This is a genomic window from Streptomyces decoyicus (genome assembly GCF_019880305.1).
Classification (GTDB): domain Bacteria; phylum Actinomycetota; class Actinomycetes; order Streptomycetales; family Streptomycetaceae; genus Streptomyces; species Streptomyces decoyicus.
Genome location: NZ_CP082301.1, coordinates 2,219,183 through 2,245,943, shown reverse-complemented (window position 1 = coordinate 2,245,943; position 26,761 = coordinate 2,219,183). Strand labels below are relative to the sequence as shown.

The 26,761-nt window shown below is 69.5% G+C and carries 21 protein-coding genes; 11 read left to right on the top strand and 10 right to left on the bottom strand.

All coding sequences use genetic code 11. The annotated features are described in order from the left end of the window. The first annotated feature begins 4 nt into the window (after nt 1-4). From pgeF to K7C20_RS09850, 5 genes are all read left to right on the top strand, one after another. A complete protein-coding gene (pgeF, locus tag K7C20_RS09870) occupies nt 5-766 on the top strand; it encodes a peptidoglycan editing factor PgeF (RefSeq protein WP_030085872.1) in 762 nt (253 codons plus the stop codon). After that, nucleotides 763-1,485, top strand: a complete 723-nt coding sequence (locus K7C20_RS09865) for a YggS family pyridoxal phosphate-dependent enzyme (RefSeq protein WP_030085874.1) — start codon at nt 763-765, stop codon at nt 1,483-1,485. Before pgeF ends, K7C20_RS09865 begins: the two co-directional genes overlap by 4 nt. 123 nt (nt 1,486-1,608) lie before the next feature. Then, a complete protein-coding gene (locus K7C20_RS09860; protein ID WP_030085876.1) occupies nt 1,609-2,229 on the top strand; it encodes a cell division protein SepF in 621 nt (206 codons plus the stop codon). Between the two features lie 71 nt (nt 2,230-2,300). Beyond that, complete coding sequence (locus K7C20_RS09855) at nt 2,301-2,594, top strand: YggT family protein (protein WP_006606159.1); 294 nt, start codon at nt 2,301-2,303, stop codon at nt 2,592-2,594. A gap of 49 nt (nt 2,595-2,643) precedes the next feature. Continuing rightward, nucleotides 2,644-3,756 (top strand): DivIVA domain-containing protein, encoded by a 1,113-nt coding sequence (locus tag K7C20_RS09850; protein ID WP_053209732.1) that lies wholly within the window; start codon nt 2,644-2,646, stop codon nt 3,754-3,756. A gap of 179 nt (nt 3,757-3,935) precedes the next feature. Here the strand turns inward: K7C20_RS09850 and ileS are convergent, their stop codons facing one another. After that, nucleotides 3,936-7,073 carry an isoleucine--tRNA ligase gene (ileS, locus tag K7C20_RS09845; protein WP_053209733.1) on the bottom strand — a complete coding sequence of 1,046 codons (3,138 nt, stop codon included), beginning with the start codon at nt 7,071-7,073 and terminating at the stop codon, nt 3,936-3,938. A 671-nt stretch (nt 7,074-7,744) separates the two neighbouring features. Here ileS and K7C20_RS09840 point away from each other — a divergent pair. The 4 genes from K7C20_RS09840 (at nt 7,745) to K7C20_RS09825 (ending at nt 12,167) form a co-directional block, all read left to right on the top strand. After that, a complete protein-coding gene (locus K7C20_RS09840) occupies nt 7,745-8,521 on the top strand; it encodes a TraR/DksA family transcriptional regulator (protein WP_063754022.1) in 777 nt (258 codons plus the stop codon). 327 nt (nt 8,522-8,848) lie between these two features. Next, a complete protein-coding gene (lspA, locus tag K7C20_RS09835) occupies nt 8,849-9,448 on the top strand; it encodes a signal peptidase II (protein ID WP_030085884.1) in 600 nt (199 codons plus the stop codon). A 79-nt stretch (nt 9,449-9,527) separates the two neighbouring features. Continuing rightward, complete coding sequence (locus tag K7C20_RS09830) at nt 9,528-10,469, top strand: RluA family pseudouridine synthase (RefSeq protein WP_030085886.1); 942 nt, start codon at nt 9,528-9,530, stop codon at nt 10,467-10,469. Nucleotides 10,470-10,589: 120 nt separating this feature from the next. Further along, nucleotides 10,590-12,167, top strand: coding sequence for a Na+/H+ antiporter (locus K7C20_RS09825; RefSeq protein ID WP_400847909.1), 1,578 nt, complete (start codon nt 10,590-10,592; stop codon nt 12,165-12,167). 58 nt (nt 12,168-12,225) lie between these two features. On the opposite strand, the gene K7C20_RS09820 is transcribed toward K7C20_RS09825, so the two are convergent. Next, entirely contained in the window at nt 12,226-13,317 is a 1,092-nt protein-coding gene (locus K7C20_RS09820; RefSeq protein ID WP_048829981.1) for a mechanosensitive ion channel family protein, read from the bottom strand. A 113-nt stretch (nt 13,318-13,430) separates the two neighbouring features. Here K7C20_RS09820 and K7C20_RS09815 point away from each other — a divergent pair, with 113 nt between their 5' ends. Continuing rightward, nucleotides 13,431-14,042: a dienelactone hydrolase family protein gene (locus K7C20_RS09815; protein WP_048829982.1), complete on the top strand. Its 612-nt coding sequence runs from the start codon at nt 13,431-13,433 to the stop codon at nt 14,040-14,042. Between the two features lie 28 nt (nt 14,043-14,070). On the opposite strand, the gene K7C20_RS09810 is transcribed toward K7C20_RS09815, so the two are convergent. The 7 genes from K7C20_RS09810 to K7C20_RS09780 form a co-directional block, all read right to left on the bottom strand. Then, nucleotides 14,071-15,714: an alkaline phosphatase D family protein gene (locus K7C20_RS09810; RefSeq protein WP_030085894.1), complete on the bottom strand. Its 1,644-nt coding sequence runs from the start codon at nt 15,712-15,714 to the stop codon at nt 14,071-14,073. Nucleotides 15,715-15,802: 88 nt separating this feature from the next. Next, a complete protein-coding gene (locus tag K7C20_RS09805; protein ID WP_030085900.1) occupies nt 15,803-16,735 on the bottom strand; it encodes a thioredoxin domain-containing protein in 933 nt (310 codons plus the stop codon). Nucleotides 16,736-16,781: 46 nt separating this feature from the next. Beyond that, nucleotides 16,782-17,495 (bottom strand): hypothetical protein, encoded by a 714-nt coding sequence (locus tag K7C20_RS09800; RefSeq protein ID WP_053209734.1) that lies wholly within the window; start codon nt 17,493-17,495, stop codon nt 16,782-16,784. 119 nt (nt 17,496-17,614) lie between these two features. Then, nucleotides 17,615-18,472, bottom strand: a complete 858-nt coding sequence (locus K7C20_RS09795; protein WP_030085906.1) for a thioredoxin domain-containing protein — start codon at nt 18,470-18,472, stop codon at nt 17,615-17,617. 84 nt (nt 18,473-18,556) lie between these two features. Continuing rightward, nucleotides 18,557-19,243: a hypothetical protein gene (locus K7C20_RS09790; protein WP_030085908.1), complete on the bottom strand. Its 687-nt coding sequence runs from the start codon at nt 19,241-19,243 to the stop codon at nt 18,557-18,559. A gap of 931 nt (nt 19,244-20,174) precedes the next feature. After that, nucleotides 20,175-20,525, bottom strand: coding sequence for an SH3 domain-containing protein (locus tag K7C20_RS09785; RefSeq protein ID WP_150127311.1), 351 nt, complete (start codon nt 20,523-20,525; stop codon nt 20,175-20,177). Between the two features lie 587 nt (nt 20,526-21,112). Further along, nucleotides 21,113-22,474, bottom strand: a complete 1,362-nt coding sequence (locus K7C20_RS09780; RefSeq protein ID WP_053209735.1) for a DUF2252 domain-containing protein — start codon at nt 22,472-22,474, stop codon at nt 21,113-21,115. A gap of 234 nt (nt 22,475-22,708) precedes the next feature. On the opposite strand from K7C20_RS09780, the gene dnaE reads away from it, so the two are divergent. Then, entirely contained in the window at nt 22,709-26,260 is a 3,552-nt protein-coding gene (dnaE, locus tag K7C20_RS09775; RefSeq protein ID WP_030085910.1) for a DNA polymerase III subunit alpha, read from the top strand. Between the two features lie 77 nt (nt 26,261-26,337). Here the strand turns inward: dnaE and K7C20_RS09770 are convergent, their stop codons facing one another. After that, complete coding sequence (locus K7C20_RS09770; RefSeq protein ID WP_030085912.1) at nt 26,338-26,517, bottom strand: hypothetical protein; 180 nt, start codon at nt 26,515-26,517, stop codon at nt 26,338-26,340. Nucleotides 26,518-26,761: the final 244 nt, after the last annotated feature.

The following is a 26,761-nucleotide window of genomic DNA, read 5'->3' as shown; positions in this document are numbered from 1 at the left end:
CGAAGTGATAGGGCAACAGCACCACGAGAGCGGCGCGCATTTCGCCTTCACCGACAGGTGGGGCGGGGTGAGCGCCGCTCCGTATGATCAGCTCAATCTGGGCGGTGCGGTCGGCGACGACCCGCAGGCCGTCCGCGCCAACCGTGCCCGTGCCGCCGCGGAACTCGGCCTCGACCCGGCCGCGGTGGTCTGGATGAACCAGGTGCACGGCCGGGACGTCGCGGTGGTCGACGGGCCCTGGTACGGCGACGACATTCCCGGTGTGGACGCGGTGGTCACGGACCGCCGGGGCCTGGCGCTGGCCGTTCTGACCGCCGACTGCACCCCGGTCCTGCTGGCCGATCCGGTCGCCGGGGTGGCGGGGGCGGCGCACGCAGGCCGGCCCGGTCTGGTCGCCGGGGTCGCCCCGGCGGTCGTCGAGGCGATGGTGAAGCGGGGCGCGGTGCCGGCGCGGATCGTCGCGTACACCGGACCGGCGATCTGCGGGCGGTGTTACGAGGTGCCCGAGGCGATGCGTTCCGATGTCGCCGCGGTGGTGCCCGAGGCCCGTGCGACGACCAGCTGGGGCACTCCTGCGGTGGACGTCACCGCGGGGGTACGGGCCCAACTCGCCGCGGCGGGCGTGCCGGTGCGTGAGGATCCCCACATCTGCACCCTCGAATCCGCCGACCACTTCTCTTACCGGCGCGACCGTACGACGGGACGGCTCGCGAGCTATGTATGGCTCGGGGACACCCCCGGCCCGCGGCTGGGGGAGGCCGAGTGACGGACGACCGCAAGACGCAACTGGCACAGAACCTGGCACAGGTGGAGGAACGTATCTCCGCCGCATGCGCCAGGGCCGGCCGGCCGCGTGACGAGGTGACCCTGATCGTGGTCACCAAGACCTACCCCGCGAGCGATGTCCGGCTGCTCGCGGAGCTGGGGGTGCGGCAGGTCGCGGAGAACCGCGATCAGGAGGCGGCACCCAAGGCCGCTGAATGTGCTGATTTGCCCCTTACTTGGCACTTCGTTGGTCAGCTCCAGACGAACAAGGTGCGGTCTGTGGCCGGTTATGCCGGAATTATTCAGTCCGTCGACCGGGCCCGACTCGTCACCGCGCTCTCCAAGGAGGCGGCGCGTGCCGAGCGTGAACTGGGCTGTCTGATCCAGGTGGCGCTCGATGCGGAGTCGGGGGAGCGGGGTGAGCGCGGCGGGGTGGCGCCCGACGGTGTCGAGGCGCTCGCCGAGGTGATCGCCGGGGCCCAAGGTCTGCGGCTCGACGGTGTGATGACCGTTGCGCCGCTGGCCGGGCCGTACGCCGGGCGTGAACTCGCCGCTTTCGAACGGCTCATGGAAATCTCATCCGACCTGCGCGTCGCTCATCCTGCTGCCAACATGGTGTCAGCAGGCATGAGCGCGGACCTCGAAGACGCCGTGGCGGCCGGGGCGACACATGTGCGCGTCGGCACTGCGGTACTCGGAGTCAGACCACGGCTCCGGTAACGTCGCCAAGCAAGTCGGACCACAGCACAAAATATGGTCATTCCCGCAAAAAGCGGGCAGGCCGAGTGGATCCAAGGCCCCTGGTGACGGAGCCGATCCACCACAGAGCGGAGGACGCAGAGAATGGCCGGCGCGATGCGCAAGATGGCGGTCTACCTCGGCCTCGTGGAGGACGATGGGTACGACGGCCGGGGGTTCGACCCCGATGACGAGTTCGAACCCGAGCTTGACCCGGAACCCGATCGGGGACGGCGGCAACAGCACCAAGTGCAGGCCGAAACGCACCCGGAACGGGAGGAACCCGTCCGTGCCGTGACGCCTCCGGCGCAACGTGAACCGGCCCCGCTCGCCGCGGAAAGCGGACGACCCGCGCGAATCGCCCCCGTGGCATCCATCACACCCGAACGCCCAAATCTGGAGAAGAACGCACCGGTGATCATGCCCAAGGTTGTGTCCGAGCGGGAGCCCTACCGCATCACCACACTCCACCCCCGGACCTACAACGAAGCCCGTACCATCGGGGAACACTTCCGTGAGGGCACTCCGGTGATCATGAATCTGACGGAGATGGATGACACCGATGCGAAGCGACTTGTCGACTTTGCGGCCGGTTTGGTGTTTGGTCTTCACGGCAGTATCGAGCGGGTGACGCAGAAGGTGTTCCTGTTGTCTCCTGCTAACGTCGATGTCACGGCGGAGGACAAGGCCCGTATCGCAGAGGGTGGGTTCTTCAACCAGAGCTGAGACGCAACACCGGGCACACCGAGGCCGTAAGGCCAACACAGGAGCAAGGCAAGGGGAGAGGGACGCGCGAGATGAGTGTTTTTGGTCAGGTGATCTACATCGCGCTGTACTGCTTCCTGATCGTGTTGATCTTCCGGCTGGTGATGGACTATGTCTTCCAGTTCGCCCGTTCATGGCAACCCGGCAAGGCGATGGTGGTCGTTCTTGAGGCCGCCTACACTGTCACTGATCCGCCACTCAAGCTTCTGCGGCGGGTCATCCCGCCGCTGCGTCTCGGGGGCGTGGCGCTCGACCTGTCCTTCTTCGTATTGATGATCATCGTGTACATCCTGATCACCGTCGTGAGGTCGGTGTTGTTGGTGTGAACGATACGGTCTTGCCGATTGCCGACGACTACGTTGAGGTGAAGTAGAGATGCCGTTGACCCCCGAGGACGTGCGGAACAAGCAGTTCACGACCGTCCGCCTCCGAGAAGGCTATGACGAGGACGAGGTCGATGCCTTCCTCGATGAGGTCGAAGCCGAACTGACCCGGCTCCTGCGGGAGAACGAGGACCTTCGCGCCAAGCTGGCCGCTGCCACCCGCGCCGCCGCGCAGAACCAGCAGCAGCAGGGTCTGCGCAAGGGACCGGACCAGCAGCAGGAGCAGCAGCAGCGGCCCGGGTCTCCGGTGCCCGCCGCCATATCCGGTCCGCAGCCGGTGCCGCCGCAGCAGCAGGGGATGGGTGGCCCGCCCCAACTGCCCGGTGGTGCACCGCAGCTGCCTCCTGGTCCCGGTGGCCACGGCCCCGGTCCGCAGGGCCCGCACGGCCCCGGTCCGATGGGCCCCGGCGGTCCGATGGGTGGCCCGATGGGCGGCCCCGGCGGACCGCAGCAGCTGCCCCAGGGCGGCCAGCAGGGTGGTCCCGGTGGTGACAGCGCCGCGCGCGTGCTGTCGCTGGCACAGCAGACCGCCGACCAGGCGATCGCGGAGGCCCGTTCCGAGGCCAACAAGATCGTCGGCGAGGCGCGCAGCCGTGCCGAGGGCCTGGAGCGGGACGCCCGCGCCAAGGCCGATGCGCTGGAGCGGGACGCGCAGGAGAAGCACCGCGTGGCAATGGGCTCGCTGGAGTCGGCCCGCGCGACGCTGGAGCGCAAGGTCGAGGACCTGCGCGGCTTCGAGCGCGAGTACCGCACGCGGCTGAAGTCCTACCTGGAGAGCCAGCTGCGCCAGCTGGAGAACCAGGCCGACGACTCGCTGGCCCCGCCGCGGACCCCGGCGACCGCTTCGCTGCCGCCGTCCCCGTCGATGGCGTCGGCCGGTGCCGGCACCATGGGCGGCAACCACACCATGGGTGGCGGCCAGCAGATGGGCGGCAACCACTCCATGGCCGGTCAGTCCAACGGTGGTCCGTCCTACGGCGGCCAGCAGCAGATGTCGCCGGCGATGACCCAGCCGATGGCTCCGGTGCGGCCGCAGAGCCCGCAGCCGATGCAGCAGACGCCGTCGCCGATGCGCGGCTTCCTCATCGACGAGGACGACAACTGACGTCCGCGTAGCGCGCACAGTCGGCAATCAGGGCCGGGCCCCGAGGGAACATTCCTTCGGGGCCCGGCCCTTTTGTGTGTACTTGTGCGCCCCGTCCGGGTACCTCCGCGGAAACGACGGAGCCCCCCGGCGCGGGCTGCGCCGGGGGGCTCCGTACGCCGTGGTGACCGCGGGGGCGGTTACGCCTTGCGCAGCTGGAACGTCAGGGCCAGGCTCTCGTCGGTGAACGCCGTGCCGTAGGACCCGTCCGCCTCGCCGGGGGTGAATTCCTCGGCGAGCACCTCGTCGGAGATCAGGCCGGCGTGGTCGGTCAGCGCCGTGCGCACCTCCTCGTCGGTGGACTGCCAGCGCAGCGCGATCCGGTCGGCGACGTCCAGGCCGCTGTTCTTACGGGCCTCCTGGATCAGCCGGATCGCGTCGCGGGCCAGGCCCGCCCGGCGCAGCTCCGGGGTGATCTCCAGGTCGAGGGCGACCGTGGCACCGGAGTCGGAGGCCACCGACCAGCCCTCGCGCGGGGTCTCGGTGATGATGACCTCGTCGGGGGCGAGCGAGACGGTCTCCCCGTCGACCTCGACGCTCGCCGTGCCCTCGCGCAGGGCGAGGGAGAGGGCCGCGGCGTCCGCGGCGGCGACGGCCTTGGCGACCGCCTGGACGCCCTTGCCGAACCGCTTGCCCAGCGCTCGGAAGTTCGCCTTGGCGGTGGTGTCGACCAGGGAGCCGCCCACCTCCGAGAGCGAGGCCAGCGAGCTGACGTTGAGCTCCTCGGCGATCTGGGCCCGCAGGTCCTCGGACAGGCCCGCGAAGCCATGGGCCGCGACCAGTGCGCGGGACAGCGGCTGGCGGGTCTTCACCCCCGACTCGGCGCGGGTGGCGCGGCCCAGCTCGACCAGCCGGCGCACCAGCTGCATCTGGCCGGACAGCGCCGGGTCGATGAGCGCGCGGTCGGCGACCGGCCAGCTGGTGAGGTGCACCGACGCCGGCGCCTCCGGGGTGACCGGGACGACCAGGTCCTGCCAGACCCGCTCGGTGATGAACGGGGTGAGGGGCGCCATGAGGCGGGTGACGGTCTCGATGACCTCGTGGAGCGTGCGGAGCGCGGCCGCGTCGCCCTGCCAGAAGCGGCGGCGGGAGCGGCGGACGTACCAGTTGGAGAGGTCGTCGACGAAGGAGGAGAGGAGCTTGCCGGCGCGCTGGGTGTCGAAGGACTCCAGCGACTCGGTGACCTGCTCGACCAGGGTGTTCAGCTCGCCGAGCAGCCAGCGGTCCAGCAGCGGGCGGCCGGCCGGGGCCGGGTCGGCCGCGGAGGGCGCCCAGCCGGACGTACGGGCGTACAGCGCCTGGAAGGCGACGGTGTTCCAGTACGTCAGCAGCGTCTTGCGGACGACTTCCTGGATGGTGCTGTGGCCCACCCGGCGGGCGGCCCACGGCGAGCCGCCGGCGGCCATGAACCAGCGGACCGCGTCGGCGCCGTGCTGGTCCATCAACGGGATCGGCTGGAGGATGTTGCCCAGGTGTTTGGACATCTTCCGGCCGTCCTCGGCGAGGATGTGACCGAGGCAGACCACGTTTTCGTACGAGGACTTGTCGAAGACGAGCGTGCCGACGGCCATCAGCGTGTAGAACCAGCCACGGGTCTGGTCGATGGCCTCGGAGATGAACTGCGCCGGATAGCGCTTCTCGAACAGCTCCTTGTTGCGGTAGGGGTAGCCCCACTGAGCGAACGGCATCGAGCCCGAGTCGTACCAGGCGTCGATGACCTCCGGGACGCGGGTCGCGGTGCCCTGGCACGTCGGGCAGGCGAAGGTGATCTCGTCGATGAACGGGCGGTGCGGGTCCAGGCCGGACTGGTCGGTGCCGGTCAGCTCGGTCAGCTCGGTGAGCGAGCCGACGCAGGTGAGGTGGTTCTCCTCGCAGCGCCAGATGGGCAGCGGGGTGCCCCAGTAGCGGTTGCGGGACAGCGCCCAGTCGATGTTGTTGTTGAGCCAGTCGCCGAAGCGGCCGTGCTTGACCGACTCGGGGAACCAGTTGGTGCTCTCGTTCTCCCGCAGCAGGGCGTCCTTGACGGCGGTGGTGCGGATGTACCACGAGGGCTGTGCGTAGTAGAGCAGCGCGGTGTGGCAGCGCCAGCAGTGCGGGTAGCTGTGCTCGTACGCGAGGTGGCGGAAGAGCAGACCGCGGGCGTCGAGGTCGGCGACCAGCGCCTCGTCGGCCTTCTTGAAGAACTGACCGCCGACCAGGGCGAGTTCTTCCTCGAAGGTGCCGTCCGCGCGGACCGGGTTGATCACCGGCAGGTCGTACGCCTTGCAGGTCCTGAGGTCGTCCTCACCGAAGGCCGGGGCCTGGTGGACGAGGCCGGTGCCGTCGTCGGTGGTGACGTACTCGGCGTTGACGACGATGTTGGCGCCCTCCAGCTCCACGAGGGAGAACGGGCGCTGATAGGCCCAGCGCTCCATCTCGCGGCCGGTGAAGGACTCGCCGGTGGCGCTCCAGCCCTCGCCGAGGGCCTTCTCCAGCAGCGGCTCGGCGACGACCAGCTGCTCGCTGCCGTCGGTGGCGACGACATAGGTGACGTCGGGGTGCGCGGCGACGGCGGTGTTGGAGACCAGGGTCCAGGGGGTGGTCGTCCAGATCAGCAGCGAGGCCCGGCCGGCCAGCGGGCCGGACGTCAGCGGGAGGCGGACGAAGACCGAGGGGTCGACGACGTTCTCGTAGCCCTGGGCCAGCTCGTGGTCCGACAGGCCGGTGCCGCAGCGCGGGCACCAGGGGGCGACGCGGTGGTCCTGGACCAGCAGGCCCTTGTTGAAGATCTCCTTCAGCGACCACCACACCGACTCGATGTAGTCGGGGTCCATCGTGCGGTACGGGGCGTCCAGATCGGTCCAGTAGCCCATACGGGTCGTGAGCTCGGCGAAGGCGTCGGTGTGGCGGGTCACCGACTCGCGGCACTTGGCGTTGAACTCGGCGATGCCGTACGCCTCGATGTCCTTCTTGCCGTTGAAGCCCAGCTCCTTCTCCACGGCCAGCTCGACCGGGAGGCCGTGGCAGTCCCAGCCGGCCTTGCGGTCGACGTGGTAGCCCTGCATCGTGCGGAACCGGGGGAAGACGTCCTTGAAGACGCGCGCCTCGATGTGGTGCGCGCCGGGCATGCCGTTGGCGGTCGGGGGGCCCTCGTAGAAGACCCACTCGGGCCGCCCCTCGGACTGCTGGAGGGTGCGGGCGAAGATCTTCTGTTCCTGCCAGAACTCGAGCACGGCATGCTCGAGGGCGGGGAGGTCTACCTGGGCGGGTACCTGGCGGTACTGGGGCTGCGGACTCATCGGGGGCTTCCTCCGGCGGACACCTGCTGCGTTCTCCGTCCGGAGGGACGAGAGCTGGGCTCCCGCGGTACCACCCTCCTTGGCGGTGCCACTGCACCGCCCCCTCATTGGGGTCGCGCTGCCGGTTCTACTCGCCTTGGGCGGCCCGAGGCCCGTGGGCGGAGCCCACTGTCCAAAGCTTTCTTCCGGCGGCTCCGGGGTGATCTTCGCGTCGTGCACGCCCCCGGGCTTCCACCGTCCCCGGGTCGCTGCTGGCTGCGTACGGCGCTACTCGTCCCGTCAATGCCTCTCGCTCGGCCCAGTGTACGGGGCCGAGCCGACACCGGCCGACCGGATTTACGGCAGCCGGGGGGCGGGCCGCGCCACCGGCGCCGTACGGGGGTGCCCCGCTCTCCCGCCGCGCCGTGTTCCGGCCCTCGCCGTGCCACGTCCCGGCCCCTCGCCGCGCCGCGTCGGGGCGCGCGCCGTGACCCGAATGGCGAGCGGGCGGGTGCCGTGCCGACCGGCGGATTACCGGCCGGGGAGCGGGGCACAACCGAGACAGACCGGGCGTCCCGGGCCGGGTGGTGGGGCCGGGAGGGCGGTGCGTCCCGTTGCCGCGTGGCGTGTGGCGATTTATCGTTCCCGTCACGATTCGCGAACAAAGTCACATAGGTGAAGGGGTCGCGGCCATGGTGGCGAAAAAGACCGCCGCGGAGAAGAGCACGACGCCTGCCGACGAGGCCGTCGCGAAGAAGCCTGCATCGAAGAAGGCGGCTCCGAAGAAGGCCGCGGCCAAGAAGACGGCGGCCGGCACGACCACGCCGGTGAAGACCACGGCGAAAAAGGCGGCTCCGAAGAAGGCGGCCGCGAAGAAGACCGCGAAGAAGACCGGGAAGAAGACCGCGAAGAAGACCGCGAAGAAGACCGCGAAGAAGGCTCCGGCCACGACGGCCGCGGTGCCCGCGAAGAAGACGGGAGCCAAGACGGTGGCGGCGAAAAAGACTGCGGCCGCAACGGCCAAGGCACACGGCGACGACTCCGCGTTGCCCATGGCCCGGGTGGCCGCGGCGCCGGGAGAGCTCGCCGTACGGCCGGGCGAGGACCCCTGGACGCCCGGGGAGGTCGCCGCGGCGCGGACCGAACTGATGGAGGAGACGGCCCGGCTGCGGCTGGAGATCGTCTCGGCCGAGGACGCCATCGCCGGGCTGATGCGCGACTCCGGCGACGGAGCGGGCGACGACGAGGCCGACACCGGCACCAAGAACATCACCCGCGAACACGAGCTGTCGCTCGCCTCCAACGCCCGCGAGATGCTCCACCAGACCGAGCGCGCCCTCGGCCGGCTGGACGCGGGCACCTACGGGCTGTGCGAGAACTGCGGCAACCCCATCGGCAAGGCGCGGATGCAGGCCTTCCCGCGCGCGACGCTGTGCGTGGAGTGCAAGCAGAAACAGGAGCGCCGCTGAGGCGGCCGGTACCAGGGCCTGTCTTCAAAGTCCCGCCTGCCTCGCGACGCCTGGCACGCACTCCCCCGCGCCTGAACGGCGCGGGGGGACCCCCATCCGCGTTGTCGGGATCATCCCGGTACACCCAGTACCGGGACGACCCTCAGCCTTGCGATCGCACGCACCAGACGCCGCGAGGCCCGCCCTGCGGGCGAACGACGGGACTTTGAAGACAGGCCCTGTCGCGGGCCGCACCCGTACCGCCCGCGTCCGTACGCGTGTGCCGTACTCTCGTGGTTCAGCCGGGCACGGCCCGGCCGTGTACACAACGGGCTGAGGGACTCACACGTGGCAGAGGCGGAACGCATCACCGGTACGCCGGAACCCGAGCCGGGTACCGGAGCGGATCCCACGACGGGCTCCGAGGGGGGAGGTCCGGTGGAGCCGGAACCGGGCGGCCGCGGCAAGCGGCGGATCGGCGCGCTGCTGCTGGTCGCGCTCGTCGTCTACCTGCTCGACCTGGGCAGCAAGCTGCTGGTGGTCGCGAAGCTGGAGCACCACGAGCCCATCGAGGTCATCGGGACGCTGCTCCAGTTCACCGTCATCCGTAACCGCGGGGCCGCGTTCAGCATGGGCGAGGCGCTGACGATCTTCCTCACCATCATCGCGGCGGTCGTGATCCTGGTGATCGTCCGGATCGCCCGCAAGCTCTACAGCCTGCCCTGGGCGATCGCGCTGGGGCTGCTGCTCGGCGGCGCCTTCGGCAACCTCACCGACCGGCTGTTCCGCTCGCCGGGGGTCTTCGAGGGCGCGGTGGTCGACTTCATCGCCCCGGCGCACTTCGCGGTCTTCAACCTCGCGGACTCCGGGATCGTCTGCGGCGGCATCCTCATCGTGATCCTTTCCTTCCGCGGACTGGACCCCGACGGGACCGTCCACAAGGACTGACCGGGGCCCGGAAGGGCCTGGGCCGTCCGGGTCCCGGCCGCCGGGCAGGGCACCGCGGTGGGACTGCCATACTCGTGGGGTGAGCACCATTCCCGAGATCCGCACCCTGCCCGTACCGGACGGCCTGGAGGGCGAGCGCGTCGACGCTGCGCTGGCCCGGATGTTCGGCTTCTCCCGTACGAAGGCGGCCGAACTCGCCGCCGCCGGCAAGGTCCGGGTCGACGGTTCCGAGGTGATGAAGTCCGAGCGGGTGAGCGGCGGCGCCTGGCTGGAAGTCGAGATGCCCCAGGCCGCGCCGCCCGTGGAGATCATCGCGGAGCCCGTCGAGGGCATGGAGATCGTGCATGACGACGACGACATCGTCGTGATCGTCAAGCCGGTCGGCGTCGCCGCGCACCCCAGCCCCGGCTGGACGGGAACGACCGTCATCGGTGGCCTGGCCGCGGCCGGTTACCGCATCTCCACCTCCGGTGCCGCCGAGCGCCAGGGCATCGTGCACCGCCTCGACGTCGGCACCTCGGGCCTGATGGTGGTCGCCAAGTCCGAGCGCGCCTACACCCTGCTCAAGCAGCAGTTCCGCGAGCGCACGGTCGACAAGCGCTACCACGCCCTGGTCCAGGGCCACCCGGACCCGATGAGCGGCACTATCGACGCCCCCATCGGCCGGCACCCGCAGCACGACTACAAGTGGGCGGTGACGGCCGAGGGCAAGGCGTCCGTCACGCACTACGACCTCATCGAGGCGTTCCGCGCGGCCAGCCTGCTCGACATCAAGCTGGAGACCGGCCGCACCCACCAGATCCGGGTGCACATGGCCGCGCACCGCCACCCCTGCGTCGGCGACCTGACCTACGGCGCCGACCCCACCCTCGGCAAGCGCCTCGGCCTCACCCGGCAGTGGCTGCACGCCATGCGGCTGGGCTTCGAGCACCCCTCCGACGGCCGCTGGGTCGAGTTCGAGAGCGCCTACCCGGACGATCTCCAGAAGGCCCTGGACACCGTCCGGGACGAGAGCAACTGACGCGACGGGCATCCTGCGGGAGCCGACACGGCGGGCAACCGCGGGTGCCGTGGCACGCTGGGGTCGGCAAGTGATCGATTCCGACCCCGGAGCGTAGCCACCGTGGACCAGCTGGCTCTGATGTTCGTCCTCCTGCTCGGAGCCGTGGTCATGGTTCCGGTCGGCGACCGGCTGGGACTCCCTTCACCGGTGCTGATGACCCTGGTCGGTGGCGTCCTGGCGCTGCTGCCGTTCGTGCCCAACGTCGAGGTACCGCCCGAGTTCATCCTGCCGGTGGTGCTGCCGCCGCTGCTCTACGCGGCCGTGCAGCGCACCTCCTGGCGGCAGTTCACCGCCAACCTCCGGCCGATCTTCCTGCTCGCGGTGGCACTGGTCTTCGCCACCACCGCCGCGGTCGCCGCCGTCGCCCAGGCGGTGGTGCCCGGTATGCCGGTGGCCGCCGCGGTGGTGCTCGGTGCGCTGGTCGCCCCGCCCGACCCGGTGGCCGCGACCGCCGTCGCCGGCAAGCTCGGGCTGCCCCGCCGGATGGTCTCGATCCTGGAGGGCGAGGGGCTGTTCAACGATGTCACCGCCATCGTGCTCTACCACGTCGCGCTCACCGCGGCGGTCACCGGAACCTTCTCGGTGCCCGCCGCGGTCGGCTCGCTGGTGCTCTCCGCGGTCGTCGCCATAGCGGTCGGCCTGGGGCTCGGCTGGCTCACCAACAAGCTGATGGGGCTGCTCGGCGACCCGACGCTCCAGATCGGTCTGACGCTGCTGGTGCCGTTCGTCGCGTACGTCCTGGCCGAGGAGTTCCGGGGCTCCGGGGTGCTCGCGGTGCTGACCTGCGCGCTTTTCCTGGCCGAGTACGCGGTCGACCCGGACGATGTGATGGGCCGGCTGGCCGGCTACACCTTCTGGGAGGTCGTCGACACCCTCGTCACCGGGGTCGCCTTCGGGCTGATCGGCCTGGAGCTGCACAACATCTTCGGGGCGGCCTCCCACCGTTGGGGCCAGTTGCTCGGGGCCGGCGCCGCCGTCGTCGGGGTGGTCGTCGGCGTCCGGCTGCTGTGGCTGCTGCCCGCCGCCTGGCTGGCCAAGCGGATGCACAAGCGCCGCGACTACGACGAGGAGATCCCGATGAGCTGGCGGGAGACGCTCATCATGTGGTGGTCGGGGATGCGCGGGGTGGCCTCGGTGGCGCTGGCGCTGGCCATCCCGTACAGCATCGACGGCGGCGGTGAGTTCCCGGTCCGCGACGAGATCCTCTTCATCGCCTTCGCGGTGGTGCTGAGCACCCTCCTCATCCAGGGCCTCACCCTGCCCTGGCTGGTGCGCAGGCTGCGGGTACGGGCCGACACCGATGTCGTCGACGCGCTGGAGCGGGAGCTGGCGATCCGGGTGATCAAGGCGTCCAAGCGGCGGCTGAAGGAGATCCTGGAGGTCGAGGAGCTGCCTGACGAGGTCACCGACCAGCTGGCGCGCCGTGCGCACGACATCGGGGCCCGTATCGCGCCGGACATCGTCGACGACGAGCGGCGCGAGCTCTTCGAGAAGCGCATCACCCGGTTGAAGAAGGTGCAGCGCATCCAGGGGGAGATGCTCTCGGCCGCCCGGCACGAGGTACTGGCGGCGCGCAGTGAACCGGGCGCCGACCCGGAGATCGTCGACCGGGTGCTGCGGCATCTGGACATGCGCAGCCTGCGGGGCGCGCCGTGAGGACGTTGCGGGAGAGCGGGGCCGGTGGGGGTGGTGGAGCCGGTGGGGCCGGTGGGGCTCAGCCCCGCGCGGCCTCCGGGCCCGGCTCCCGGCCCCGGTCGGGCAGGGGGGTGCCCGTGGGCGCCGGCGAGGTGCTGATCCGCGGCAGCGCGTAGGCGTGCTCGGCCTGCAGCCACTCCAGCATCCGCTCACGGACCTCGCAGCGCACCGTCCAGAGGGTGTCCGCGTCCCGGGCGGTGGCCAGCGCACGCACCACGATCGTGGACGGTGTGGTGTCGGTGACCACCAGGCTCCAGGACCTGCCGTCCCACTCGGGGCACTCCTGGAGGATTTCCAGCAGCCGCTGGCGCATCTTCTCGACCGGCGCGCCGTGGTCGAGGTGGAAGAACACCGTGCCGGTCATCTGGGCACCGCCGCGCGACCAGTTCTCGAACGGCTTGCCGGTGAAGTACGACACCGGCATGGTGATCCGGCGCTCGTCCCAGGTCCGTACGGTCAGGAAGGTCAGCGTGATCTCCTCGACAGTGCCCCACTCGCCGTCCACGACGACGGTGTCCCCGATCCGCACCATGTCGCCGAACGCGATCTGGAGCCCCGCGAAGAGGTTGCCGAGCGTGGACTGGGCGGCGATACCGGCGACGATGCCCAGCAGTCCGGCCGACGCCAGCATGGACGTGCCGACCGCCCGCATCTCCGGGAACGTCAGCAGCATCGAGGCGGCCGCGACGACGATCACCACGGCCGTCACCACCCGCTGGATCAGCGTCACCTGGGTCCGTACCCGCCGCACCCGCGCCGCGTCCCGGCCGCTCGCCGCATAGCGCGAGTACGACGACTCGACGATCGCCGCCGCGGCCCGGATGACCAGCCAGGCGGCGGCCGCGATCAGGACCAGGGTCAGCGCCTGGCCGATGCCCGCCGCGTGTTTGTCGGCGGACTTGAGCCCCGCCTGCCCGAACGAGCCGCGCAAGAGGGCCGCGCAGAGCGCCACTTGCAGCGGTATCCGGCAGCGGCGCAGCAGCCCCCACAGGGGTGTCTCCGGATGGGCGGCATCGATCCGGCGCAGTGCCCGGTCGGTGAGCCAGACCAGGATGAGCGTGAGCAGGACCGCGCCGCCGATGACGACGACCGGACGCAGGACGTCCTCCAATGACACGAGACTCCTCCTCCATGGGGTGCGAGGGGCTGTGGTGTGCTGGTACCCGGTCCCCGTGACCGTAACTGGCACGATGGGGGGGAGATCGATCCAACCCCAGGGAAGTGATGTCAGTGCCGGCCTCCACCGAGTCCTCGACCAGCGGACTTTCGACGATTGTCCTGATTCATTCGGTGTGCGGGCTGCGTCCCGCGGTGCACGCGGCGGCGGACCGGCTGCGCGCCGCGGGGCATGAGGTGATCGTCCCCGATCTGTTCGACGGCCGGACCGCCGACTCGGTCCCGGACGGCATTCTCATCAAGGACGAGATCGGCAAGGAGGAGCTGCTCAAGCGCGCCATCACGGCCGTGGCGCCCTACTCCGACCGCGGACTGGTCTACGCCGGCTTCTCCTTCGGCGGCTCGGTCGCCCAGAACCTCGCGCTGGGCGACGAGCGGACCCGCGGGCTGCTTCTGCTGCACGGCACCTCGGACATCGCGGACGGTACCGTCGCCGACGACCTGCCGGTGCAGCTGCATGTCGCCGACCCGGACCCGTACGAGCCGCACGACTGGCTGAACGCCTGGTATCTCCAGATGCGCCGGGCCGGCGCGGACGTAGAGGTCTTCCGCTACGCCGGCGCCGGCCACCTCTTCACCGATCCCGATCTCCCCGACTACGACGTGGAGGCGGCGGAGAGCGCCTGGAAGGTGGCCCTGGGCTTCCTCGCCGAGCTGTGAAAGCAGGCCGGGCCCCGGCCGGCATGCCCTAGATGAGCGGCTGGTCCGCCCGCTCCACCTGCTGGCTGCCGGTCCGGGTCAGGTACGAGCGCAGCAGGGTGCTGGTGGCCTGCGGGTCGGTTTTGTCGGAGATGGCGAAATAGTCCATCTGCGTCCGCTCGGCGGTGACGTCCAGCACCCCGTAGCCGTGCGAGTCCATGTCCAGCCACTTCACGTGCCGGTTGGCGGCCTTGATGGCGGCGACCCCGGCCATCGAGACCGTGTGCGGGGCGACGTGCAGGAAGTCGTCCACGTTGTCGGAGGTGACGGAGGTGACCACGAACTCCGTCGCCACCGCGCGGTCGGCGGGGTAGGTCGCGGCCTGGAGCGGCACCTCGTTGGCCCAGGCCATGTGGATGTCGCCGGTCAGGAACACGGTGTTGTCGATACCGCGGTCGCTGAGGTGGCCGAGCAGCTCGCGCCGGTCGTCGGTGTAGCCGTCCCACTGGTCGGTGTTGATCGCCAGGCCCTCCTTGGGTATCCCGAGGATCTCGGCGAGCGGTCCGAGCAGCTTCGCGGGGACGGCGCCGAAGGCGACCTGCGAGATCATCACCGAGGTGCCGACCAGCCGCCAGGCGGTGTCCGAGCGTTCGAGTCCGGACTTGAGCCAGTCCAGCTGGGCCCGCCCGGTGATCGTGCGGCCCGGGTCGTCGACGTCCCCGCTGCCCGGCTTGGCCTGTGCGTCGCGGAACGACCGCAGATCCAGCAGATGCAGGTCGGCGAGGGTGCCGAAGCGCAGCCTGCGGTAGGTGGTGCCGGCGATCGAGGGGCGCACCGGCATCCACTCGAAGTAGGCCTGCTTCGCGGCGGCCATCCGCGCGGACCAGGGGCCCTCGGTGTCCGCGGTGTGGTTCACCGCGCCGCCCTTCCAGGCGTTGTCGGCGAACTCGTGGTCGTCCCAGATGGCGATGACCGGGTGCATGGCGTGCATGGCCATCGCGTCCGGGTCGGTCTTGTGGGCGCCGTGCCGCATGCGGTAGTCGGCGAGCGTCAGCAGCTCGTGGGCGGGGGTGTGCGGGCGGACGACGTACTTGAACTCCGGGTATTCGCCGGACTTGTACTCGTAGAGGTAGTCGCCGACATGCAGCACCGCGTCCAGCTCGGTGCGGGCGGCCAGATGACGGTAGGGAGAGAAGTAGCCGGACTCCCAGTTGGCGCAGGAGACCACGCCGAAACGGACATTGCCGGCCGCGATGTCGTGGGCGGGGGCGGTGCGGGTCCGGCCGACGGGGGAGTGCTGCCCGTCCACGGTGAAGCGGTAGTAGTAGTGGGTGGCCGGGTGCAGGCCGCGGACGTCCGCCTTGACGGTGTGGTCGGCGGCGGCGGAGGTGGTCAGGGTCCCCCGTGCGACGACGGACGTGAAGCCCTTGTCGCTCGCCACCTGCCAGCTCACCTTGGTGGCCGGCCCCTGGCCGGAGCCCGGGGTCGCCGCCTCGGTCGGCGTGACCCGGGTCCACAGCAGGACGCCGTCGGGGAGCGGGTCACCGGAGGCGATCCCGTGCTGGAAGAACGAGCCCTGGGCCGCGGCCTCTTGGGCGTGCGCGGTGGCGGCGCCGGCGAACGGCAGAAGAGCGGCGGTGGCGGCTACGGCCGTGACGGCAGTGCGGCGCGAGATCTGGTCATGATCGGTCACGGCCGATCACCTTACTGGCCGGTAATCGAACCCGGGAGGGCGAATCCCGAAAACCCGAGAATTCGCCCGCCCGTTGTCCGAAAGGCACTCAGTTCGCGCCCGTGGGGTCCTTTTCGCCCTCGCGGATGCCCTTCCCGCCGCCTTCGCCCTTGCTGCCGTCCTTGCCCTGGTCCGCGGAGCCCTTCGCCGGGCCGAACTCCTTGTCGATCATCTTCTTGAAGTTGGCCTGCGCGAGCTGGTTGTACTGCGCCTGCGTCATCTGCTGCTGCGGCACCTGGGGCATCACCAGCGCCTTGTCGCCGTGCATGAAGCTGGGCGTGCGCTTGATGCCCTTACGGCCGAAGAGCGCGGTCATGTCCATCGCCCAGCGGTCGTAGGTGCCCTTCTTGACCGCCGTGGCGAACGCCTTGTCGTTCTTCAGCTCCGGCACGTCGGCGGCGACCTTGAGGAGTTCGGAGTCCTTGCCGTAGACGTCCTCGCGCTCGTCGGGGTGGTGCTTGGCCGAGTACAGCGCCGCCTTGTACTTCAAGAAGGCTTCCGGACTGACGTTCAGCGCCGCGCCGAGCGCGCTCAGCGCGTTCTTCGAGCCCTCGCCGCCGCCCACGCCGTCGATGAAGGTGTACATCGTGAAGCGGACCCGGTAGCGGCCGTCCTCGATGTCCTTGAGCAGGGCCTCGCCGCTGCTCTGCTCGAAGGCCGCACACGCCGGGCAGCGGACGTCCTCGAAGACCTCCAGGGTCTGCTTGGCGTTCTTGTCGCCTATGAGGATCTCGGTGCCGTTCTTGCCCTGGGTGTGCGCGGGCGTGACGAGCTTGGCTTCCTTGGCGGCCTCCCAGCCCTTGGGCTCGTTGGCCTTCATCACGGCGTAGCCGATGCCGCCGGCCAGGGCCAGGACGCCGATCACCGCGCCCGCCGCGGTCAGTTGGCGGCGCAGCTTCTCCTTCTTCTTCTGGCGTTCCCGCTCTGCCCGGATGCGTTCGCGGGCCGCGGTCTTGTTGGCCTGGTTGTTGCGGTTGCTCATGGGTGGTGCCGTCCCCTCGAGGGTGTTGCTGGCTTCTGCGGGCTGGTCAGGCGGCGGCCGGACGGGGCGGGCCGCGGCGCAGTACGCAGTGCAGGAGGAGGGGGAGCGGGCGGGCCGGCGCCGTCGGGTGCAGCGGGCGGATCCGCCGGCGGGGCGGGGTGAGTGCGGCGGCGGCCACCGCGACCGCGGTGAGCAGGGGGCGGAACGCGCCGGCCGCGGCGGCGCGCAGCAGGGCGTCCAGGGCGGCATCGCCGCGGTGCAGCCAGCCGGCGGCGAGCAGGCCGACCACGACATGGGCGGCGAGCAGCAGCCAGGGGGCCGCCGCCGGAACGGCCGGCGGCAGCGGCGAGCCCGGGTGCGCGGCCATCCGGGCCAGCGGGGTGCCCAACTCGCCGCCCCGGCACAGCAGATCGACGCCGACCGAGCGCAGCGGGCCGGTGACCGGGCCGCCGGCCGCCCCGTAACAGGTGTGCTGTCCGACGGTGAAAACGGTGTCGGCGGCCAGCTCCAGCGGTACCAGGAGCGCGGCGACCGAGCCGTAGCCACGCTCCCGCCCGGTCAGTGCGTAGGCCGCGGCGAAGACACCGGCGAAGACCGCGACGACCGGCGCGGGCGGCAACGGGGCGTGGGAGAGCAGCACATGGGAGGCCGCGGACAGGGTGGTGCACAGCACGGTGAACAACACCGCCCGCACCGCCCGGAGCTGGACCCCCGGCGCGGCCGCCGGCCGGGTCCGGGGGCGTACTCCCGTCGCCTGCATGCCGGGAGTCTGCCATGTGCACGGCACCACCGGGTCAAGATTTGGCATCGGCCGACGTGCACGGAGCACGCCGGCCGAGAAACACCGGAGGCGGACCGGCCGGGGAGCCGGCCGCTACGTCACTTCTTCAGCGCCTTGTCCACCTGGGAGTTGAAGGCGGCCACGCTGGACGGTGCCGCCTTGCCCTGCGGGGTGTCCGTGCCCAGCACCGTGCCGTTGAGCTTGATCGTCGGGGTGCTCTTGACGTCCTTGACGGAGTCGAAGGCCTTGGACACCTCCAGCCCCCACCGGTCGTACGTGCCGTCCTTGACGGCCTTCTGGAAGGCGGCGTTGCCCTTGAGCGCCGGGATGGTGTCGGCGACCTTGATGAGGTAGCTGTCGTCGGCGAACTTGTCAGGACCGGTCTCGTCCGGGTGGAACTCCTTCGAGTACAGCGCGTACTTGTACTTCAGGAAGGCGTCCGGGCTGACGTTGAGGGAGGCGCCCAGCGCGCTCAGCGCGTTCTTGGAGCCGGTGCCCTGGAGGTTGTTGTCGAGGAACGTGCCCAGGTGGTACGAGGCCTTGTACTTGCCGTCCTTGATGTCCTTCTCGACGGTGGCGCCGGCGGTCTGCTCGAAGGCGGCGCAGCCGGGGCAGCGCGGGTCCTCGAACAGCTCCAGGGTGTTCTTGGCGTCCGGCTTGCCCACGACGATGGTGGTGCCCTTGCTGCCGGAGGTGTTGGCGGGCTTGACGAGCTTGGCCTTCGCGGCCTTCGCCCACGCCTGGCTGCCGCCCGCGCTCTCGGCGGCGTTGCTCTTGCCGCCGCCCGCATTGGCGACCGCGAACCCGATGCCGCCGGCCACCGCCAGCACGCCGACGACCGCGCCGCCGACGATCAGCTGCCGGCGCAGCCGCTCCTTCTTCGCCTGCCGCTCACGCTCGGCGCGCAGCCGCTCACGGGCTGCCTGCTTGTTGGCCTGGCTGTTGCGATTGCTCATGACTGTGGTGCTCCGTGTGATCCGTGGACGGGGGATGCCTGGGTGCGGTGCTGTCCGAGGGGCGCGCACAGGGCGCGGCCGGTCTCAGGCAGCGAGCGCGCAGGGCGGTCCACGGCGGACGACGCTGTGCACGAGCAGCGGGACGGCGCGGGCGGGCCCGACGGATCGGGCGTAGGCGGGCGCGGGCCGGCGGGGGGCGGCCGGGGCGCCGGTCACCGTGACAGCGACCAGCAACGGACGGAAGGCGCAGCCGGCCACCGCGCCGAGCAGCTGCGCCAGCGCCGCCTCGCCGCGGCGCAGCCAGGCCGCCGCCAGCAGGCCCACACCGACGTGCGCCCCCAGCAGTAGCCAGGCGGCGCCCGGGTCGACGTCCGCGAGCAGCGCCGCCGCGCCACCGTGCTCGTCGCCGGTCATCCTGGCCAGCGGTGTCCCCAGGGGAGCCCCACCGCAGAGCACGCCGAAGCCGACGGAGCGCAGCGGACCCGCCACCGGGCCGCCCGCCTCGCCGTAACAGACGTGCTGACCGGCGGTGAACACCGTGTCGGCGGCCAGCTCAAGCGGGATCAGCAGGGCGGCGATCCGCCCGAAGCCGCGCTCGCGCCCCGCCAGCGCGTACGCGATGACGAAGACGGCGGTGGTGATGGCCGCCACCGTGGTCAGCGGCAAGGGGGCCCGGGAGAGCAGTACGTGCGACGTGGCGGAGAGCGCCACGACGAGCGCCGTGAAGAGCGCCGCGCGCACGGCTCTGAGCTGGGTCCCGGATATGTCCATCGAGGAGGAGTGTGCCATGGGTTCCTGTAGGCGGCCCCTAAAGGGTCCCTTTGAGTTCCCTGTCAAGGCCCCTGCCCAGGCCCGCAAGGGGCGGCGGACGCCCCGACGAGCTGGACGTGCGGTCGCCACCCGTAGACGGCGGTGGTTGATCGTGGCCCGGACAGCGGCGGGGAGCCGGTTGCGGGCCTGCTACAGCAGAGCGGAAGCCGTGCAAAAGCGTATCTGGCGGGAGATCTTCCAGTCCGCCTTGAAGTTGCCGGCCTGGCTATGAACTCGTAACGGGATCATGAATTGGTCTTCTTCACGCGACGCCGGCAGATGAGGCTGCGGCCCACGAGAGGAAGGCGTCGTGGAGTTTGAGGCGTCGCCCCCAGCTCACGGCGAGACGTTTCAACTGCCGCAGACCAGGGCGAGGTCTGCGTGACGTCGCCGATGTTCGCTGCGGTGGTGATGAGATGGAGCTGGGTCACCGTTGCCATCGCAGATCAGGTGGTGTTTGCTGCCCGACTTCCCTCGGCCGACCGGCGACGGACCGGTCGCGGCTCCCTCCTTTTTCGCACAGTTGAGGGAGCCGCCCATGCAGCGCGCGTTCGGTCCAGTTCGCCGGCCACGTTCAGCTTCGCGAGCACGATGCCCGTGCAGCCGGCCTTAGCCTGCTGCCTGCTGCCTGCTGCCGGCGGTCCAGGTGGCACCAGAAGGACCACCCGGAGCCGCACTCCAACGCGGAAGTCACCAACATCTGCGATCGGGCGGCGACGCACTCCCCGAACCTCGGCTGATCGGTATCCACTCCGCCTCGACGAGCCGAAGTCCAATTCGGGAGCCGTGGAAACCGAAACCCACCTGGCGCTTCAGTGAAGCAGTCGCAGTTCCTCCGGAACAAGGCAAAAGGGCGACCAGATATCCGGCGAACCGTTACGCGAGACCGAAATTAGCAGATCTTGACCGACCCGGACTCCTTGGTCAAGTCCTGTGAGTAAATCCACCCCGTGGAGTCGTCCGATGTGCGCCCGTACACCCAGAGGTTTCCGTGCTTGTTGTAGACGCCGCACCATGCATAAAAGGTTGTGCCGCGTGCCACAGACCTGATCTGCCTGCACGACGCGGACGGACCATTGAGCATGTCCCCTACCACGACCTTATGTACGGCGTCAGAGTTGTTGTGTCCGACGCTCCCGCATCCGTAGCCGGCGGCGCTGGCCGGCGTTGCCCCGCCTATCGTGAAGCCCCCCAGTGCTGCTGTGGTGGCGGCAATCGACACAAGTGCCTTCTTGAGTTTCATCTTTCCTCCCCTATTCCTTCGCTTATCGGAACGGGGGGATGCTACCCCATTCTGCGGGTGCTGGCGAAGGATTTAATGGAATATCCGGTTCCATTTGGAGTGATGGTTGTGCCCCTGAGATACATTCAAAGGACCGCCGTGTTCGGTGACGGTGCAGCTGTGTTTTTTCGGTATTGCGGCTATCGCCGATCCGTGATATCGATTCGCCAATAGAGCCCTGTCGCTGTTTGAGCCGACGGTTTTCCGCAATGTTCGCCGTGCGGCTGTCCAGTCGCCTGATGGCACACGGGCTGCCGCTGCTGAGAGTTCGCTTCGGAGCGGCGTCCTGGGGGTGCCGAGGTCTTGCCGTGATGACCCGGCGGTGCCGGTGAGATCGGCGAGGCGTCGCAAGGAGCGCCGAGCCATGCGCCGGCGGGTGACGAAGGTGAGGGCAGGTGAGGTGCAGCGCGGTGAGCGGGGCCGCGCTGCACTGTCCTGAGCCACTGGTGTGCCGTCCCACGTGGCAGTCCGTGCAGGTCAGCAGGTAACCGGCGGCTACCGAACGTGTCCGGGCGACGCTGCCTGGCGGCGCATAGTGACGGAGCGGCTCACCGTAGCCCTGAAATCCGCCCGTTCCGGAACAGGTCCACGAAGATCTGGTGGTCGGCGCGGGCGCGGGCGCCGTAGGAGTGCGCGAAGTCCACCAGCAGCGACGCGAAGCCGTCCTCGTCGGCCGCGATGGCCGCGTCGATGGCCCGCTCCGTCGAGAACGGCACCAGCGAGTGGCCGCTCTCGTCGTCGGCGGCGGCATGCATGGTCGCGGTGGCCCGGCCCAGGTCGGCCACCACCGCGGCGATCTCCTCCGGGTCGTCGATGTCCGACCAGTCCAGGTCGACCGCGTACGGCGAGATCTCGGCGACCAGCTGGCCCGCGCCGTCGAGTTCGGTCCAGCCCAGCCACGGGTCGGCGTGGTCCTGCAGGGCGCGCTGGGAGATCACCGTGCGGTGGCCCTCGTGCTGGAAGTAGCCGCGGATCCCGGGGTCGGTGATGTGCCGGGAGACGGCCGGGGTCTGCGCCTGCTTCATGTAGATCACGACATCGTTCTCCAGGGCGTCGCTGTTGCCCTCCAGAAGGATGTTGTACGACGGCAGGCCGGCCGAGCCGATGCCGATGCCGCGGCGGCCGACCACGTCCTTGACGCGGTAGGAGTCCGGGCGGTCCAGGCTCGACTCCGGCAGTGTCTCCAGATAGCCGTCGAAGGCGGCGAGGACCTTGTAGCGGGTCGCCGCGTCCAGCTCGACGCTGCCGCCGCCCGCCGCGAAGCGGCGCTCGAAGTCGCGGATCTCCGTCATCGAGTCCAGCAGCCCGAACCGGGTCAGCGAGCGGGCCATACGCAGCGCGCCCAGCAGCGGGCCCTCGGCGGTGTCGAGCGTGAAGGGCGGCAGCTCGTCCCGGTCGGAGCTCTTCGAGCCGGAGGCCAGCGCGTGGATGCGCTCCCGGTAGGCGGCGGCGTAGGTGCGCACCAGGTCGGTGATCTGTTTGTCGCTGAGCGCCTTGGCGTAGCCGATCAGCGCGACCGAGGCGGCGAACCGCTTGAGGTCCCAGGTGAACGGGCCGACGTACGCCTCGTCGAAGTCGTTGACGTTGAAGATCAGCCGGCCCGTGGAGTCCATGTACGTGCCGAAGTTCTCGGCGTGCAGATCGCCGTGGATCCACACCCGCCCGGTCCGCTCGTCCAGATACGGGCCGCTGTCCTTGCCGCCGTCCTCCTGCTCGGCCTCCAGGTCCCGGTAGAACAGACAGGCCGTGCCCCGGTAGAAGGCGAAGGCGGAGGCGGCCATCTTCCGGAACTTCACACGGAAGGCCGCGGGGTCGGCGGCGAGCAGCTCCCCGAAGGCGGTGTCGAAAACGGCGAGGATCTCCTCGCCGCGCTGCTCGGCGTCCTGCGCCGGGGCGTGCTGGGACGGCATCGCTGGGTGCCTCCTGAGGTGCGGAAGGGGGTACGGAGAGCCGTGGCGGAGCCCGTCGCGGTTCTGCCACTGACAACGCGCGAGGCTACTCGTCGGTGCCCGGCGATTGTCAGTCAGGAGTCGTAGACTTCGAGACCGTCTCACCCATCCGTCGCCGGCCGTCCATCCGTCGGCCGGTCACCGTCCCTCGCCGAGGCGCTTTGCGCCGCTTTGTTCTCTTGGAGGTCCTCCGCCGTGGCAGCCTCGTCCAGGCCCCCCTTCACGCACCTGCATGTCCACACCCAGTACTCACTGCTGGACGGTGCGGCGCGGCTGTCGGACATGTTCAAGGCGTGCAACGAGATGGACATGACGCATATCGCCATGTCCGACCACGGCAACCTCCACGGCGCGTACGACTTCTTCCACTCGGCGAAGAAGGCCGGGGTGACGCCGATCATCGGCATCGAGGCGTATGTGGCGCCGGAGTCGCGGCGCAACAAGCGCAAGGTCCAGTGGGGCCAGCCGCACCAGAAGCGCGATGACGTCTCCGGTTCCGGTGGTTATACGCACAAAACGATCTGGGCGGCGAACAAGACCGGTCTGCACAACCTCTTCCGGCTGTCCTCGGACGCCTATGCCGAGGGCTGGCTGACGAAGTGGCCGCGGATGGACAAGGAGACCATCTCCCAGTGGTCCGAGGGTCTGATCGCCTCGACCGGCTGCCCCTCCGGTGAGCTCCAGACCCGGCTGCGCCTCGGCCAGTTCGACGAGGCGCTGAAGTCCGCGTCCGAGTACCAGGACATCTTCGGCAAGGACCGGTATTTCCTGGAGCTGATGGACCACGGCATCGAGATCGAGCGCCGGGTCCGCGACGGCCTGCTGGAGATCGGCAAGAAGCTCGGCATCCCGCCGCTGGTCACCAACGACTCGCACTACACCTACGCCCACGAGTCCACGGCGCACGACGCGCTGCTGTGCATCCAGACCGGCAAGAACCTCTCCGACCCGGACCGCTTCCGCTTCGACGGCACCGGCTACTACCTCAAGTCCACGGACGAGATGTACGCCATCGACTCCTCGGACGCCTGGCAGGAGGGCTGCGCCAACACCTTCCTGGTGGCCGAGCAGATCAACACCGACGGGATGTTCGAGAAGCGCGACCTGATGCCGAAGTTCGACATCCCGGAGGGCTTCACGGAGGTCACCTGGTTCCAGGAGGAGGTCCGGGTCGGCATGCAGCGCCGCTACCCGGGCGGTGTCCCCGAGGACCGGCAGAAGCAGGCCGAGTACGAGATGGACATCATCATCCAGATGGGGTTCCCCGGCTACTTCCTCGTGGTCGCCGACTTCATCATGTGGGCCAAGAACAACGGCATCGCGGTCGGCCCCGGCCGTGGTTCCGCGGCCGGTTCGATCGTGGCGTACGCCATGGGCATCACCGACCTCGACCCGATCACGCACGGGCTGATCTTCGAGCGGTTCCTCAACCCCGAGCGCGTCTCCATGCCCGATGTCGACATCGACTTCGACGAGCGCAGGCGCGTCGAAGTGATCCGGTATGTCACGGAGAAGTACGGCGCCGACAAGGTCGCCATGATCGGCACGTACGGCAAGATCAAGGCGAAGAACGCCATCAAGGACTCCGCGCGTGTCCTGGGCTACCCGTACGCGATGGGTGACCGCCTCACCAAGGCCATGCCCGCCGACGTCCTCGGCAAGGGCATCGACCTCTCCGGCATCACCGACCCCAAGCACCCGCGCTACAGCGAGGCCGGCGAGATCCGGGGGATGTACGAGAACGAACCGGACGTGAAGAAGGTCATCGACACCGCCAAGGGCGTCGAGGGCCTGGTCCGGCAGATGGGTGTGCACGCGGCCGGCGTGATCATGTCCAGCGAGCCCATCGTCGACCACGCCCCGGTCTGGGTCAGGCACACCGACAACGTCACCATCACGCAGTGGGACTACCCCCAGTGCGAGTCGCTCGGCCTGCTGAAGATGGACTTCCTGGGCCTGCGCAACCTCACCATCATGGACGACGCCGTCAAGATGGTGAAGAAGAACAAGGGCGTCGAGCTGGAGATGCTCTCCGTGCCGCTGGACGACCCCAAGACGTACGAGATGCTCTGCCGCGGTGACACGCTCGGCGTCTTCCAGTTCGACGGCGGCCCGATGCGTTCGCTGCTGCGGCTGATGAAGCCCGACAACTTCGAGGACATTTCCGCCGTCTCGGCCCTGTACCGACCGGGCCCGATGGGCATGGACTCGCACACCAACTACGCGCTGCGCAAGAACGGCCTCCAGGAGATCACCCCGATCCACCCGGAGCTGGAGGAGCCCCTCAAGGAGGTCCTCGGCCTCACCTACGGCCTGATCGTCTACCAGGAGCAGGTGCAGAAGGCCGCCCAGATCATCGCCGGGTACTCCCTCGGCGAGGCCGACATCCTCCGCCGCGTGATGGGCAAGAAGAAGCCCGAGGAGCTGGCGAAGAACTTCGTCCTCTTCCAGGAGGGCGCGCGGAAGAACGGCTTCTCCGACCAGGCCATCCAGGCGCTGTGGGACGTCCTGGTCCCGTTCGCCGGCTACGCCTTCAACAAGGCGCACTCCTCCGCGTACGGCCTGGTCACCTACTGGACCGCCTACCTCAAGGCCAATTACCCGGCCGAGTACATGTCCGCGCTGCTGACCTCGGTGCGCGACGACAAGGACAAGTCGGCGGTCTACCTGAACGAGTGCCGGCGCATGGGCATCAAGGTGCTGCCGCCGAACGTCAACGAGTCCGAGGCCAACTTCGCCGCCCAGGGCGACGATGTGATCCTCTTCGGCCTCACCGCGGTCCGCAACGTCGGCCAGAACGTCGTCGATTCGATCATCCGGTGCCGCAAGGCGAAGGGGAAGTACCTCTCCTTCCCCGACTACCTCGACAAGGTCGACGCGGTCGTCTGCAACAAGCGCACCACCGAATCACTGATCAAGGCCGGCGCCTTCGACGAGATGGGCCACACCCGCAAGGGCCTGACGGCCCACTACGAACCGATGATCGACAACGTCGTCCAGGTCAAGCGCAAGGAGGCCGAGGGGCAGTTCGACCTCTTCGGCGGCATGGGCGACACCAGCGCCGACGAGGGCCCCGGCTTCGGGCTGGACGTGGAGTTCTCGGACATCGAGTGGGACAAGACCTACCTCCTCGCCCAGGAGCGCGAGATGCTCGGTCTCTACGTCTCCGACCACCCGCTCTTCGGCCTGGAGCATGTGCTGTCCGACAAGGCGGACGCCGCCATCGCCCAGCTGACCGGCGGCGACTACTCGGACGGGTCGATCGTCACCATCGGCGGCATCATCTCCGGTCTCCAGCGCAAGATGACCAAGCAGGGCAACGCCTGGGCCATCGCCACGGTCGAGGACCTGGCCGGCTCCATCGACTGCATGTTCTTCCCGGCGACCTACCAGCTGGTGTCCACCCAACTCGTCGAGGACACCGTGGTGTTCGTCAAGGGCCGGCTCGACAAGCGGGAGGACATCCCGCGGCTGGTCGCCATGGAGATGATGGTCCCCGACCTCTCGGAGGCCGGCACCAACGCCCCCGTGACGATCACCATTCCGACCGTCAAGGTCACCCCGCCGATGGTCGAGAAGCTCGGTGAGGTGCTCAGCAGCCACCGCGGCTCCACGGAGGTGCGGATCAAGCTCCAAGGGGCGCGCAAGACGACCGTGCTCCGGCTGGACCGGCACCGGGTCACGCCCGACCCGTCGCTGTTCGGCGATCTGAAGGTGCTGCTCGGCCCGTCCTGCCTGGCGGGCTGATCCGCCGGCCCCGGCCGTTCCAACCCCGAGGGGCGCGCCCGTAGCGGACGCGCCCCTCAACCTCTGTACGGCGTGGATCAGTTGTGACCGAAGCGCCGCTGGTGCTTACGTGCAACATCGGCCGGGCTGCCCTGCGCCTGCGACCGCGACTGGGACTGTGCCTCCAGGCTCGCCTTCTGGGCCTCCTGCTGGCCGCGCTCGGCCGCGGATGCCGTCTTCTGCTGCTGACTTCGGTCCTGCTTCTTGTCCTTGGCCATGATCGTGCCTCCTGAGGGGGAATGGGGATCGGGGCCGGAACCAGACTTACATGACGGACAGACGCCTGCATTTCGGGCAATTACCCTGCGTTATATGGTTGATCACACGCTGTACTCAAGATCCCCGCCGAATCCGCCACGCCGATGATCGAGTTCGGGCAGATAACGCCCGTAGGGTCGGGCAGACTCGAAGGACAACCGAAGAAAACTCGTGCCACGGGCCGAGCCGGGGGGCGACCGGACA